Origin of the sequence: Photorhabdus heterorhabditis (assembly GCF_001280945.1) — a bacterium.
In the GTDB taxonomy this organism is placed as follows: domain Bacteria; phylum Pseudomonadota; class Gammaproteobacteria; order Enterobacterales; family Enterobacteriaceae; genus Photorhabdus; species Photorhabdus heterorhabditis.
On the sequence record NZ_LJCS01000012.1, the window covers coordinates 1 to 14,158 of the forward strand.

Annotated in this window: 11 protein-coding genes; 7 read left to right on the top strand and 4 right to left on the bottom strand. The window is 40.4% G+C overall.

Annotation, left to right across the window (positions count from 1 at the left end; all coding sequences use genetic code 11):
* On the bottom strand, positions 1-541 hold a 541-nt coding region (locus AM629_RS06540), incomplete at its 3' end, for a contractile injection system protein, VgrG/Pvc8 family (RefSeq protein ID WP_268794955.1).
* Positions 542-1,231: 690 nt separating this feature from the next.
* On the opposite strand from AM629_RS06540, the gene deoC reads away from it, so the two are divergent.
* The 4 genes from deoC to deoD all read left to right on the top strand — a co-directional run bounded on the left by deoC (position 1,232) and on the right by deoD (position 5,510).
* Positions 1,232-2,029, top strand: coding sequence for a deoxyribose-phosphate aldolase (gene deoC, locus AM629_RS06550; RefSeq protein WP_054477296.1), 798 nt, complete (start codon positions 1,232-1,234; stop codon positions 2,027-2,029).
* A 71-nt stretch (positions 2,030-2,100) separates the two neighbouring features.
* Positions 2,101-3,426, top strand: coding sequence for a thymidine phosphorylase (gene deoA, locus AM629_RS06555; RefSeq protein ID WP_054477298.1), 1,326 nt, complete (start codon positions 2,101-2,103; stop codon positions 3,424-3,426).
* Between the two features lie 67 nt (positions 3,427-3,493).
* Positions 3,494-4,717, top strand: coding sequence for a phosphopentomutase (deoB, locus tag AM629_RS06560; protein WP_054477300.1), 1,224 nt, complete (start codon positions 3,494-3,496; stop codon positions 4,715-4,717).
* A 76-nt stretch (positions 4,718-4,793) separates the two neighbouring features.
* Positions 4,794-5,510, top strand: a complete 717-nt coding sequence (deoD, locus tag AM629_RS06565; RefSeq protein ID WP_054477302.1) for a purine-nucleoside phosphorylase — start codon at positions 4,794-4,796, stop codon at positions 5,508-5,510.
* Positions 5,511-5,601: 91 nt separating this feature from the next.
* Here deoD and AM629_RS06570 read toward each other — a convergent pair whose 3' ends face one another.
* Together AM629_RS06570 and AM629_RS06575 are read right to left on the bottom strand one after the other, a co-directional pair.
* The gene (locus AM629_RS06570) at positions 5,602-6,756 is read right to left on the bottom strand and encodes a trans-sulfuration enzyme family protein (RefSeq protein WP_054477304.1); all 1,155 of its coding nucleotides are present in this window, start codon (positions 6,754-6,756) and stop codon (positions 5,602-5,604) included.
* Positions 6,757-6,777: 21 nt separating this feature from the next.
* Positions 6,778-8,145 (bottom strand): pyridoxal-phosphate dependent enzyme, encoded by a 1,368-nt coding sequence (locus tag AM629_RS06575; RefSeq protein ID WP_054477306.1) that lies wholly within the window; start codon positions 8,143-8,145, stop codon positions 6,778-6,780.
* A gap of 477 nt (positions 8,146-8,622) precedes the next feature.
* Between AM629_RS06575 and AM629_RS06580 the strand changes: the two genes are divergently transcribed.
* Entirely contained in the window at positions 8,623-9,888 is a 1,266-nt protein-coding gene (locus AM629_RS06580) for a hypothetical protein (RefSeq protein WP_054477308.1), read from the top strand.
* A gap of 2 nt (positions 9,889-9,890) precedes the next feature.
* Positions 9,891-11,945 (top strand): hypothetical protein, encoded by a 2,055-nt coding sequence (locus AM629_RS06585; protein ID WP_054477310.1) that lies wholly within the window; start codon positions 9,891-9,893, stop codon positions 11,943-11,945.
* A gap of 132 nt (positions 11,946-12,077) precedes the next feature.
* On the opposite strand, the gene AM629_RS06590 is transcribed toward AM629_RS06585, so the two are convergent.
* Entirely contained in the window at positions 12,078-12,452 is a 375-nt protein-coding gene (locus tag AM629_RS06590; RefSeq protein WP_054477312.1) for a hypothetical protein, read from the bottom strand.
* Between the two features lie 460 nt (positions 12,453-12,912).
* Here AM629_RS06590 and AM629_RS06595 point away from each other — a divergent pair, with 460 nt between their 5' ends.
* Positions 12,913-14,157, top strand: coding sequence for a multidrug effflux MFS transporter (locus AM629_RS06595; protein WP_167338259.1), 1,245 nt, complete (start codon positions 12,913-12,915; stop codon positions 14,155-14,157).
* Position 14,158: the final 1 nt, after the last annotated feature.

Below are 14,158 nucleotides of genomic sequence, written 5' to 3' on the forward strand. Positions count from 1 at the left end.
ACAGTTTGTCATCTTCAAACCAGAAATTCAGCCCTTCTTCAGCGACTAACCGGGCAAAAAAGTCATAATCGGACTCCCGTTTCTGCGTCACATACTCGCGAATATAATGAAACTCATTCAGTTGGGAATCAGCCAGCACGTGGTGTTTTTTCAGCAAACTGTTGAGAATGGCCGGCACACTTTGCCGATGATAAATCCGGCTGTCCTGATTCAGGGTCATTCGCCAAAGAGCGGGCCGGACAGTGAGGGAATAAAGGGTACGATGAGCATCAGTCTCTCTTAATACCGCCTGGGCGATAACACCACTGACCTGACGTTGTTCAACGCCATTAAAAACCACCCGGAATTTCACCGACTGTAATAACAGTGATTCTAAATCAATATCGGCCCGTTGACTGACCAGAGTTAAAGACAGAGTAAACAGTTGGGACAATTCTTCCTGCAAAGAAAACTCGGCTACAGCAAATGTTTTCTCTGGGAGATCGTTTGCGGTGAGTGTAAAGATCAATCCGCTTCGTTCTGAATTAAAATCATTAACCATAAGCAATCATTACCTATATTGAGCTATAAGATCGCAATATAACCCAAATGGAATGATTGAAAAAGAATCGATTGTGTTGTTTTTTAACCAAAGAATTCAATAAGAATTTTGAATAGAAACAATACAGTTTAGATGAATTTAAAATGATGGTTGTGCATGTTCGTACAATATTTAACCTGACATTACCACTGTTATCCATCGTGTAATTAAATGAACTGAATGTTCTTACAACAGAAGTAAGGTTAATTAATGAAAAAACAGGGTATTCCTGTCCAAAGTTCTCTGTTTGGCAGTGAGTTATATTTTTTATCGTGTATTATTTAAAGTGGCAGCAGTACCTGATTTGCAGATAAAGCAGAGAGTAAATTTGTATTAATGTGATTTATGTCAAATTTTAAATTGCTATCTTGCAAATTACATTTTATTAGTGTGACATCAGACACAATTTTTTGAGCGTCTAAATGTTCAAATAAAGATGTGCCAATAATTTCACGGATAAAGGCGAGGCTCGCATTAGGGATCACAAGCCGAAGATAGAGCATAGCGCGGTGAAAAGGAGTTCAACTGTCGCCGTGGGCATACCACCGCTACATCTTTAAGGAACCAAGTCCACTCGCCAACAAACAATTGTTTAAAAGAATGTGTGGCCCCGGCGCGAAGCTGGCCACGATAATAACGTTGGAGAGTTTTATGACCGATTTAACCGCAGCAGCACATTTAACCACAGCAGCACAACGTGCGCTGAGTTTGATGGATTTAACGACACTCAATGATAATGATACCGATGAAAAAGTGACGGCGCTTTGTCATCAGGCGAAAAGCCCGGCAGGTAACACGGCGGCTATCTGTATCTACCCCCGTTTTATTCCTCTGGCTCGTAAAGTATTACGTGAACAGGGCACGCCTGAAATCCGTATTGCAACAGTGACAAATTTTCCACACGGTAATGACGATATTGATATCGCTTTAGCTGAAACCCGTGCAGCTATTGCTTATGGTGCTGATGAGGTAGATGTAGTTTTCCCATATCGTGCCTTGATCGCCGGTAATGAACAAATTGGTTTTGAGATGGTGAAAGCATGTAAAGAAGCCTGTGCAGAAGCGGGTGTTCTGCTAAAAGTCATTATTGAAACGGGTGAACTGAAAGAAGCATCTCTAATCCGTCAGGCATCTGAAATTTCAATTAAAGCAGGTGCTGATTTTATTAAAACCTCCACTGGTAAAGTGCCAGTTAACGCCACGCTGGAAAGTGCTGAAATCATGATTCAGGTTATTCATGATATGGGCGTTGGTGAAACTGTTGGCTTTAAACCCGCGGGTGGTGTGCGTACTACTGAAGAAGCAGTACAATATCTGGCATTGGCTGATCGTATCATGGGTAACAAATGGGTTGATGCCCGTCATTTCCGTTTTGGTGCTTCCAGCCTGTTAGGGGATTTGCTAAATACTCTGGGTCATCAGGGGCAAAAACAAAGCAGCAATTACTGATAATCATGCACTTCATCAGTCAGTGTGTGACTTGCTGAACTTTTCCGATGTTAAATAATGAGGAGAATGCTTTGTTGCTAGCACAAGAAATCATCCGTAAAAAGCGTGATGGGTATCCATTGAATGAAGAAGAGATCCGTTTTTTCATTAATGGCATATGTGAGGATTCTGTTTCCGAAGGGCAAATTGCTGCTCTGGCGATGGCTATCTATTTCCACGACATGACGATGGAAGAACGTGTGGCTTTGACACTGGCTATACGCGATTCCGGTACGGTTTTGGATTGGAAAAACTTGCATCTGAATGGCCCGATTGTGGATAAACACTCGACCGGTGGTGTTGGTGATGTCACTTCCCTGATGCTTGGCCCGATGGTAGCTGCCTGTGGTGGTTATGTGCCGATGATCTCAGGCCGAGGTCTGGGCCATACCGGTGGTACGTTGGACAAACTAGAAGCGATCCCTGGATTTGATATTTTCCCTGATAACGAGCGTTTTCGTAAAATTATTCAGGATGTTGGTGTTGCGATTATCGGCCAGACTCATTCGTTGGCACCGGCAGATAAACGTTTCTATGCTACCCGTGATATTACCGCAACGGTGGATTCTATTCCTTTGATCACGGCATCCATCCTTGGCAAAAAACTGGCTGAAGGTTTGGATGCTTTGGTGATGGATGTCAAAGTTGGCTCAGGTGCGTTTATGCCGACTTATAAAAAATCAGAGCAATTGGCAGAATCCATTGTTAGTGTGGCTAATAGTGCAGGTTGTAAAGCGACTGCACTGTTGACGGATATGAATCAGGTTTTGGCATCCAGTGCAGGTAATGCACTTGAAGTTCGTGAAGCCGTTCGCTTTCTGACGGGTGAATATCGCAATCCACGTTTACTCGAAGTTACAATGGCGCTCTGTATTGAAATGCTGGTATCGGGTAATCTGGTGACAGATCGTGAAGATGCGTGTAATAAACTCCAGTCTGTATTAGATAACGGTAAAGCAGCCGAAATCTTTGGTCGCATGGTCGCTGCACAGCAAGGTCCGACTGATTTCGTTGAGCGTTACGACCGTTACTTACCAACTGCCTCGTTCAGTAAGCCGGTATTAGCTGAACAGCATGGATTTATCACTGATATGAATACCCGTGCTCTGGGTATGTCTGTGGTTTCCCTCGGTGGAGGGCGCCGTAAAGCAGTGGATCTCATTGATTACAGTGTGGGGCTGAGCAATATTGTTGCTCTGGGTTCAGAAGTGAGTGCAGATACTCCCTTAGCTATCATTCATGCCAATAATGAGAACCAATGGCAGGAAGCGGCAGAGGCAGTACGTAAAGCTATTGTTCTGGGGGTAGAAGCCAAACCAGCCACACCGATGGTTTATCGCCAAATCGGCGAATCATAACCAGACTTATTATTAAACTGCGGTGGCATTTCCGCATTGTTAGCGTGACTTGACGCAGGAGAAAATTATGAAACGTACATTCATCATGGTATTGGATTCTTTTGGCATTGGAGCCAGTGAAGATGCCGAAAAATTTGGTGATAAAGGATCTAACACTTTGGGGCATATTGCAGAAGTCTGTGCTTGTGGTGATGCCGATGTCGGTCGCAAAGGGCCTCTGTACTTGCCGAACTTAAGCCATTTAGGTTTGGGTAAAGCGGCGGAGGAGTCCTGTGGAACTTTTCCTGTAGGTCTGGATAAAGACGCAGATATTATCGGTGCTTACGCTTATGCCAGCGAACTCTCTTCAGGTAAAGACACGCCATCAGGTCACTGGGAAATTGCAGGTGTACCGGTTTTGTTTGACTGGGGATATTTCAAAGATGAAGAAAACAGCTTCCCACAGGAACTGTTGGACAAACTGGTAGAACGCGCAAATCTGCCGGGTTATCTGGGTAATTGTCACTCTTCTGGTACTGTCATTCTGGATAAACTAGGTGAAGAGCATATGAAAACGGGTAAACCGATTTTCTACACCTCTGCTGATTCAGTATTCCAGATTGCTTGTCACGAAGAAACTTTCGGTTTGGATCGCCTGTACGAGCTGTGCGAAATTGCCCGAGAAGAACTGACAGACGGTGGTTATAATATTGGTCGTGTGATTGCCCGACCATTTGTTGGTGATAAGACTGGCAATTTCCAGCGTACTGGTAATCGCCACGACTTGGCTGTTGAACCTCCCGCGCCAACCATGCTGAAAAAATTGGTTGATGAGAAAAATGGCACAGTCGTTTCTATCGGTAAAATTGCAGATATCTATGCAAACGTCGGGATTACGCAAAAAGTGAAAGCGACCGGCATTGATGCACTATTCGATGCAACGCTAGTTGAAATGGAAAAAGCGGGTGATAACACCATCGTATTCACTAACTTTGTCGATTTTGACTCTTCTTATGGTCATCGTCGTGATGTTCCGGGTTATGCTGCTGCATTGGAGCTGTTTGATCGTCGTCTGCCTGAAATGCTGAAACTCGTGAAAGATGATGACATTTTGATCTTGACGGCAGATCACGGTTGTGACCCTACATGGCCTGGCACTGACCATACTCGTGAGCACATTCCAGTCCTGATTTATGGACCGAAGATAAAACCTGGCTCACTAGGCCACCGTAAAAGTTTTGCTGACATTGGACAGACTGTTGCTAAATATTTTGGTTTGTCGCCAATGGAATACGGCAAGTCTATGTTTTGAATCTGATTACTGACCGCTTTCGGGTAGTCATATACTCACTAAAATAGTTATTAAATAAGAAACAAGGAACTTAATTATGGCCACTCCCCATATTAATGCTGAGATGGGCGATTTTGCAGATGTTGTTTTGATGCCGGGTGATCCACTACGTGCAAAATACATTGCTGAAACTTTTCTGGAAAATGTGCGACAAGTAAACGATGTACGCGGTATGTTGGGATTTACCGGTACTTATAAAGGCCGCCCGATTTCTGTGATGGGGCATGGTATGGGTATCCCATCTTGCTCTATCTATGCGAAAGAGTTGATCACCGATTTTGGCGCTAAAGTTCTTATCCGTGTAGGTTCCTGTGGTTCAGTACGTCAAGATGTCCAATTGCGTGATGTGATTATTGCCATGGGGGCATGTACTGATTCCAAAGTTAACCGTATACGTTTTAAAGATCACGACTTTGCGGCGATTGCTGATTTCGATCTGGTTCGTAACGCTGTTGATGCTGCTAAAGCAAAAAACATCAATGTACGTGTAGGTAACATCTTCTCGGTTGAGCTGTTTTATACACCTGATCCACAACTGTTCGATGTAATGGAACAATATGGCATTCTGGGTGTAGAAATGGAAGCTGCGGGTTTTTACGGTGTTGCGGCTGAATATGGCTCAAAAGCGCTGACTATCTGTACCGTTTCTGACCACATCCGTACTCATGAAAAACTGACCGCCGAGGAACGCCAGACGACTTTCAATGAAATGATTGAAATCGCCTTGGAATCTGTTCTGTTGGGTGATAAATAATCCTGGTTCTACATTTGCTTTTGATTGCATAAAAAGAACCACTTTTTATTGAAATGCCAGCCAGTTGAGAAAATTGGCTGGCATTGCTCTTTTATTGAGCGGCTTTTTTCAACGCCTGAGCCAAATCTGCAATGAGATCCTCGGCATCCTCTATACCCACAGAAATACGTACTAACTGTGGTGTGATTCCAGAAGCAAGGCGTTTTTCTAATGGAATAGATGCGTGAGTCATACTGAAAGGTTGGCTTATCAAGCTCTCCACGCCCCCCAGACTCTCCGCGAGTGTGAATAACTTCAACTCTTGAATCAGCCGACGGGCATAATCGTCATCACCTTTTAAGTGAACAGAAATCATACCCCCAAAACCTTTCATTTGACGCTTCGCCAGCTCATGCTGAGGATGCGAAGCGAGGCCGGGGTAAAAAACAGTTTCGATTTGTGGTTGTTGTTCCAGCCAGTGAGCAATCTTTGTTGCACTGTCAATGTGACGTTGCATACGCAGAGCAAGCGTGCGCATTCCACGCAGAACCAGAAAACTACTAAATGGATCGAGCACGCCGCCTACAGAGTTTTGCAGAAAACCGAGCTTTTCGGCTAGTTCTGCATCTTTGCCTACGACAGCTAATCCAGCAATAACATCGGAATGACCATTCAAATACTTAGTCGCAGAGTGCACGACGATATCGAATCCCAGATCAAGTGGGCGTTGGATATATGGGGAGGCGAAAGTATTATCCGCGACACTAATAATTCCATGCTGTTGAGCTACTTGCGCGATAGCAGCCAGATCGGCCAGTTTTAGCAACGGATTGGTAGGCGTTTCCACCCAAATCATTTTTGTATCGGGACGAATTGCCGCTTTAAGGCCAGCGATATCATCTGCTTTCACGTAAGTAACACGTAAACCAGCAGTACGGCTACGTACCCTTTCCAGCAGCCGGTAAGTGCCACCATACAGATCATCTACTGCGACCAGATGACTATCTTTATCCAGCAGTTCCAACACCGTGGAACTGGCTGCTAGCCCTGAACTGAAAGCATAGCCTCGACTGCCATTTTCCAGTTCAGCTATCGCGTTTTCCAGTGAGTCGCGTGTCGGGTTACCACTGCGGGAATACTCATAACCAGTGTGCTGGCCGGGCGCAGTCTGGGCGTAGGTCGAAGTGGCATAAATCGCTGGCATTACCGCGCCAGTGTGGTCAGGTGTATAGCCAGCGTGAACAGTTTTAGTATCAAACTTGGTCATAATATTATTCCTACGAGAAAATCAATTAAGTTGCTGACGCCATGCGTTCAGCACATCTGTGCGAGTTATGAGTCCAAGGAAACAGCCATGGTTGACGATGAGTGCCACATGCCCGGCGTCGAACGTTGCTATCAATTGTTGCAAAGAAGCGCTTTTATCCAGAGTGTGAACCTGATGGGTCATGGCATGGCTAACGGGTAGAGTAAAATTGTGTGGATTAGCTTGCACTGTGTGCATCAAATCCCATTCATCGATAATGCCGACAACTTGTTCATCTTTTAGCACGGGTAACTGAGAAATTTCATACAGACGCATTCGAGTATGCGCGGTTTTCAACGTATCTTCTGGCGACACAAAAACCGTAGCGCCATCCTGATAGCGATAGGTGATATAGTCACTCAGATCATGTTGTGGCATACGTGACTGAAATCCTTGTTCCAGCATCCAGTAGTCGTTAAACATTTTTGACAGGTACTTGTTCCCACTGTCACATGCTAGCGTAACCACACGCTTTGGCGTGGATTGTGAGCGGCAATAACGCAGTGCGGCGGCCAGTAGAGTTCCACTGGAAGAACCTGCCAGCACACCTTCTTTTAGCAGTAGATCACGTGCGCTGGAGAAGGCTTCTGCATCACTGACACGGTAGGCGTGGTGCACCCGACTAAAATCACCTAGGGGAGGAACAAAATCTTCGCCGATGCCTTCCACCTGCCAACTTCCGGCTTCACCATATTCACCGTGTTCGATGTAATCTACCAGAATAGAGCCACTTGGGTCGGCTAATACAAACTCGGTTTCTGGTGAGACTTGAGCGAAATAGTTGCTCAGACCGCCTAGCGTCCCGCCGGAACCGACGCCGATCACCACGGCATCGACGTTATGATCCATTTGCTGCCAGATCTCCGGGCCGGTGGTAGCAATGTGAGCGGCTGAGTTGGCTGGATTATTGAACTGATCAATGTAATAAGCGCCTGGTATTTCTTGAGCCAGACGTAGGGCATAATCCTGATAATATTCTGGATGACCTTTACTGACATCAGAACGGGTCAGGCGAACATCGGTACCCAGTGCACGCAGATGGAACACCTTCTCCCGGCTCATTTTATCTGGGACAACCAGAATCAGCTTATAACCTTTCAGGGCGGCGACTAATGCCAATCCAATACCAGTATTGCCGGCAGTGGCTTCGATAATTGTACCACCGGGCTGGAGTAAGCCCTGTTTCTCCGCTTGCTCGATCATTGAAAGTGCAACGCGATCTTTAATAGAGCCACCGGGATTTTGATTCTCCAGTTTAATAAATAATTGACACGGACCGGTATTCAGATGCGTTAACTCCAGCAATGGGGTATTACCAATCATATCGAGAACAGAGCGTGATGTGGTCATATCATCTCCAGATAATCCGTTGTATTCATATAGTTATGGAGGATAACTCTGTAGATGTACTTGTTTGAAAGAATGAATAGCAACCATATATAGCGAAATGGAATATATTAATTTTTTTTTAGAAGTAAAGAGGTATAGACGTTTATACCTGTTATCTTTCAAGTTGCCTCTTTGTTGGCTGCACTCACTCACCCCGGTCACATAGTTCTCTATGCTCCCGGGGATTCTCTCCCTTGCCGTCGCGATCCATCTTGAAATCTATTGGGTATAGATGTAATAATTTATTCTGTTATTAGTGTCTTATGGTTTGCATTAAAAAAGTTATTTTTATAATTAAGTAATTAAGTAATTAAGTAATTAAGTAAATAACGTTAGTGATCAATTTTAAATAGGTTTAGGTATTACAATCGTTTTTTAATGAAATAATGTTCTGATTCAGATGAGGAAAAATTCTTAAAAGATTTTGATATCAATTTAGTGAGTGGTGATGATTACCAATTCTTAATGCGTGAACATATGATTTCTAAGCTAAAAGATTTAATGCAGGCTATTGGTCGTGTTGAGCGTAAAGATACAAAGATGAAAACAAAAATATTCATTCCTGATAGTGCAGTGGAAAATGGAATGGTTCAGTTTAATCAATTGAATCGTATTAAGAATAATCACCCTATCTTGGAGAGCATGTCATTATTAAATCATCAATTTATGCAGCTCTGTGAAAAAGAAAGATCCATGTGTAGCTTTAGATCGAGCGAAGAGAGAAAATCATTTGAGAAAAAAATAGCTCGGAATTCCGTATTGCTTGAGGAATTTTTTGAAGATTTTGTACCCAAAGTATTATCGTATGCAAGAAAAGGTGATATTGATGCAATTGCATTTAATGAACAGCTTCGATCTATTGAAAGTATGATATTGCCATCAAGCTATATAAGAAAATTAAAATTAAACCCTCATGTTCAAAAGTATCAAACAATGATGGATGCTATTGATGCGCTGTATATTGATATATCTTTCACTCCGCAATTGAAGTTATGTATTAAAAATCATGAAGATGATACAGTGACACTCACAGATATTGAACACGGTAGTTCAATATATAATCCTAAAGAATGGATACTTGCAGGTATTGGTAATCGAATTGGTGATAGAAGGGATGAATATGTAACATATCTTTTAAAAGAAGTTGCAAGTCTAAATAAAAATGTATTTAAGGATTGTATTCCACATCCCAGCTTTATCCCATTGCTTAAAGGGAATGTTGGTGAATATTTGTTTACTCTACTTTTAACCAAGCTACATAATTGTGAGCCAATAGCATCGAGATTACTAAGTGAAAAAATAGGGAAAAGAGTATATGAATTATTTGATTTTTACATTGAGGCAGGAGGGAATTTGATTTGTGTTGATTCAAAAAATTGGTCATCTACTTTAGATAAAAAATACCAATCTTTAAAAACTCATGATAATGCTCAGAGAAAAGCTGAAACTATTTTAGATGATATTGGTGATAAATATGAATCAATTAAGTTCGTATACTTAAATACTCGGATGGAGAATAATCCTCTAAACCTTGAACAAGAAGTTTCCAAAGATAGTAAAATCTATTATCTTAACTTATTTAAGGAGTCTTTTGGATACAAAAAGCAAGATTATGATAGGAATGATCGTATAGGTTCAGGCAGTAAGTTAGTTAAAGAAATTCGTATTAATAATCAGATTCTTAATTTATTACAAGGTGTTTGATAATGATGAAGTTAATTGATTTCGTTAATGATTGCTCTAAGATTTCTCCTATAGCGAAAACGAATATTTTAGATATTGATGGCAATATATGTGATAATATCAATAAATTATTTGAAGTGGATGATTCCAGTGGATTATATGTCACCCATGGTCAAAAGAAATTTTTTAAAGAAGAGGGAGAGAATAATAAAAGATTTTATGCCAGAGTGCACAAAGAAATACAGCAAATTATACGAAAAAAATTAACGCTGAGTTCATTAGAAAACGTGGTTTATGATAGTTTTTGGAAGAATTACGGCAGTTTTTCGAGAAGTAAAGAAATTCATTTTTTCTATTTGTCTCACCAGGAATCTGGCATAAAAGAATTTGTTGATAAATTTGAAGAAGATAGCGATTTTTTATGTAAGGTTTTTTCAGCGATCGTAGGATTGCATATTAAACGAACTTTGCTTAAAGAGCTTGACGAACATTATGAAATAGAACCTGTATTCTATAACTCAGAGCTTTATTTATCAGCCGAGAAGTATAGCCAGATTATTGATGCTTTTTATCCTCGTTTTTACTTCTCTATGCAAAAAGAGTTGGTGGTGAATTTGCACAGAAAGGTCTTCCGAATTGAAACAAAAAAGGTAATGTCAGGGAATACAGAAGAAACGCAATTATCATTTAGAACTAAGGAAAATGACTTTCAAGTTACAGGTGATATCAATGCAACTGAGTATTCTAAGAAAAAATTTATGCGTTTTAAAGAAGGGTATCGAAACAGTAAAAATTATTCTCAGAATTTAGTTATTCAGAAAATAAAAGAAATATTAAATCATGCTGAGATTCCATTTAGTGAGAGATACTTCAGAGCTGATTATGTTCTTCATAATTTTATAACTGTGGATAAAAATTTTTCGTATCCTTTGGTGTTGATTGATGCGAGAATTCCAGAACATTTGTCTGATAAGAAAGTGAAAATATATTTTGAGAAAGAGGTTAAAGAAATATTTGATCTACAAGAATTAGCTTATGCTCCTGTTCAAAGTTTTGAATCACTCGATAAAAGTAATAACTATCTGGTTCTTAATTCATTAGTTGATGAAGCTAAAACCAGTATTTTAGTCGAGGGTAAAAGGAAAAATACGATATGGGATGCATTTGATCACGTTAGGGGCAAGGGAATAGAGAATGCTGATTTGGATTATTATACGGAACTGAAAATTCATAGGTTTGAAGCGCAGGGTGAGGTAGTCATTCAGGGTATAGATTTAGATAATAACATTGTAGAGAATGATAAGAAAACTGGTTTGGAAAAATTAAGTAGCAAAGTACTTATAAAAATTCAAAAAATTAAAAGTGAACTTTGGCTAAAAGAAAAAATTTTCAAAGAGAGGAAGGTTGAAAATATTGATCTGCCAGATTCAAAGATGACTCTTATATATATTAGAGCTCCGGGAGTCATTAAGAAAAGAGAAGAGATACTTGCTTCAATAGTGGATGTTTATATTAGTAATAAAACGCTTTTTATCAAGGGGCATTCACTTGCAAAGAATGCAAGGACTCTTGAGCAAAAATGTCCATTTATGAAAAATATAAAAACGTTTTATAATGACTCTTTTTATTTAGTCGATGAGGTTGAAAAAATATGTCTTAGTCGATATCACTCGGATAGGATTCCTAGAATCATCGGTAATCAGAGAATAGATAATATTGAGTATGCTTTGGAAGATGAAAGTTTAGTGAATAGAGTATGTAATCCAATTGAAACAGTTTTACCCTATTACTTAGCGCCTAAACAGAAGAGTCAGTATGAACATATTTATCTTCAACCGAGGGGAGATGACTTATTGTATTTTGTATCACCATGCAATTCACCTAATCAAACGATTGCAAAAGAGAACTTAATTTACAATATTCTGACTATGGATAAAGAGGGCAAACAGATAAATGCGATGGAACAAAATATTACATCTATTTTCCTACGTTCTTTTACCAACGATGTATTAAGGTTAAAGGAAGTCAGTAAAAGTTCTTTATTTGAGAAAATAGCTAAGATATACATTGAAAACTAGGTGGAAATTAAAAGGTTTTCTCCGAAAAAGTGGAAGGATTACACCGGCGGCACCGAGGCCATGCTAAAAGTCACGGTGCCATTTTTTCCTTCGCAAAGGTACTCCTGCCGCCATAAGGCGGGAGAAGAATTTCTACGGGGCGTTAGCCTCGTATTCTTCCTTTGCTAATTCTAGCCACTCATCAAAATTATTAAGACCTCCTCTATCTTCCCACCCAGTTGACGCAAAAGCATGGATAAAAAATACTTTTGGATCACCTGAGACATCAGAGCCATCAAAGCAAGCAATATCGTCAGAATAAGATATTTTTGCAAATGGCACGAGTTGCCTTGCTGGATATTGCGTATTCATTTCAGACAACCAGTATTTAGAGAATTTTTCAAATTCGCACAAAAACCACCAAGGTTCTAAATCCAAAATAGATTCTTGATTTACTATTTTCAAAAAATGCGATGGAAAATTAAATCCTTTTGGTAGCTCTTCTGATGAATATAAGTAACATGACATAATAAATTAATCCTTTGATGTTACAAGACCCCCAAAACACATCCAGATATTACTCCTATGCCATGATAAGCTGCCTCTATGATGTACTGAACTCAGTAGTGTATAATATTGATTTTATTAATCATAATAATGAGAGACTATGCAAAAGGACACCTTGCGTGTCTGGGAGAAAATGCTGTTGTTATTTTCGATCGTGGTTACTTCAGTTATTACCTGCTCTATCAAGTCATCCTAAGCAAAGTGAATGCGTTAATTACCCAACGAAACCTATCAAATTGCCGATTTTGATCGGTAATACAACCCGGTTTCCTCTCAACACTCCGCCTTGAAACAAGGCTTTACTATCGAAAATATAGCACTTTCAATAGTAACACCAAGCAAACAAGAAAAATGATTTCTAAATGGAAATCATTTTTCTATGGTGCTACAGTCTTCATGACATATTTATTATATGAGATGAATGACAGTGAAAAAATCAGAAAATATACTAAATGACAATTGCTTAGATTTGAATGTTTCGTCTTACCAAAAAGGTGTGCTGGGATTCAAACTTGTTTTGGTTCTGGGAATGTTGAGTGCTATTGGCGCTCTTTCGACTGACATGTACCTCCCTTTATTTCCCGCTATGTCTCACGCACTAACCACAACTCAAGCTGGTATTCAATTAAGTCTAACGTCATTTATGTTTGGCCTCGCGATTGGACAATTAATTATTGGCCCTTGGTCGGATGTTATTGGTAGGAGAAACCTTCTATTAGGCGGTATGGTTTTGCTAACTGTAGCATCAATTGCTTGTTCATTTTCTTCAAGTATTGAGATGTTAACCATTAGCCGTTTTTTTCAAGGTGCTGGTGGTGCATCAGGTATTGTCTTGACACGAGCCATTGTTTCTGACCTTAGTTTTGGTAACAAGGCCGCATACTATTTCAATCTGATGTTAGCGATACAAGGTGTAGCGCCGATAATTGCGCCATTGATAGGAGGCATTGCTGCACATTTTCCGTGGCCAGTTGTATTTGTCTTTTTAACGGTTATTTCACTGATACTCACCGTCTTAACGTTTGCTTATGTGCCAGAAAGTTTGCCAAATAAATCAGCATATAGCGGGATTAAGAACAGTTTAGTTAAACAGTTTTTCAAACTGTTCAGAAATAGAATCTATATGGGATATACGTTAGTATTCTCGGCCACCTTTGGAGCACTGTTTGCCTACATTTCAGCATCACCTTTTATATACCAGTCCATGTTTAATTTCACCCCAGGATTTTTTTCTGTTGTGTTCGCAATTAATGCCGGAATTATGATGTTCAGCAGCATATTGAGTGCCCGATGGGTTGAACGGATCGGCGCTAAAAGGCTTGTCATGGTTGGTGTTGTAACAACTTTTGTCTTATCTTGTTTGTTACTGATTGTAAATTATCTCAGTGTTTATCAACTTGAGTTAACTACGGCCATTTTCATGATGCTTATGTTTACGATGGCGTTAATTTTCGGCAATGCAGCCAGTTTAGCATTAACAGCGGTTCCTGATTTAAGGGGGGCAGGCTCTGCTGTCCTTGGTGCCCTTCAGTTTGGAATAGCTTCTTTGACGGCATTTTTAACTGGTCTTGGCAAATCTGTGTCTCTGTTTCCTGTATCTATTGTATTAATCGGATGTGGGATTATGACTCTATTTTCCTTAATATTAGTACGTGTAAGGAGATAAA

Coding starts and splice junctions, on each gene's coding strand:
- deoD (WP_054477302.1), top strand. CDS start 4,794: ATGGCCACTCCCCATATTAATGCTGAGATGGGCGATTTTGCAGATGTT.
- AM629_RS06590 (WP_054477312.1), bottom strand. CDS start 12,452: ATGTCATGTTACTTATATTCATCAGAAGAGCTACCAAAAGGATTTAAT.
- AM629_RS06575 (WP_054477306.1), bottom strand. CDS start 8,145: ATGACCACATCACGCTCTGTTCTCGATATGATTGGTAATACCCCATTG.
- deoC (WP_054477296.1), top strand. CDS start 1,232: ATGACCGATTTAACCGCAGCAGCACATTTAACCACAGCAGCACAACGT.
- deoB (WP_054477300.1), top strand. CDS start 3,494: ATGAAACGTACATTCATCATGGTATTGGATTCTTTTGGCATTGGAGCC.
- AM629_RS06595 (WP_167338259.1), top strand. CDS start 12,913: ATGACAGTGAAAAAATCAGAAAATATACTAAATGACAATTGCTTAGAT.
- AM629_RS06570 (WP_054477304.1), bottom strand. CDS start 6,756: ATGACCAAGTTTGATACTAAAACTGTTCACGCTGGCTATACACCTGAC.
- AM629_RS06585 (WP_054477310.1), top strand. CDS start 9,891: ATGATGAAGTTAATTGATTTCGTTAATGATTGCTCTAAGATTTCTCCT.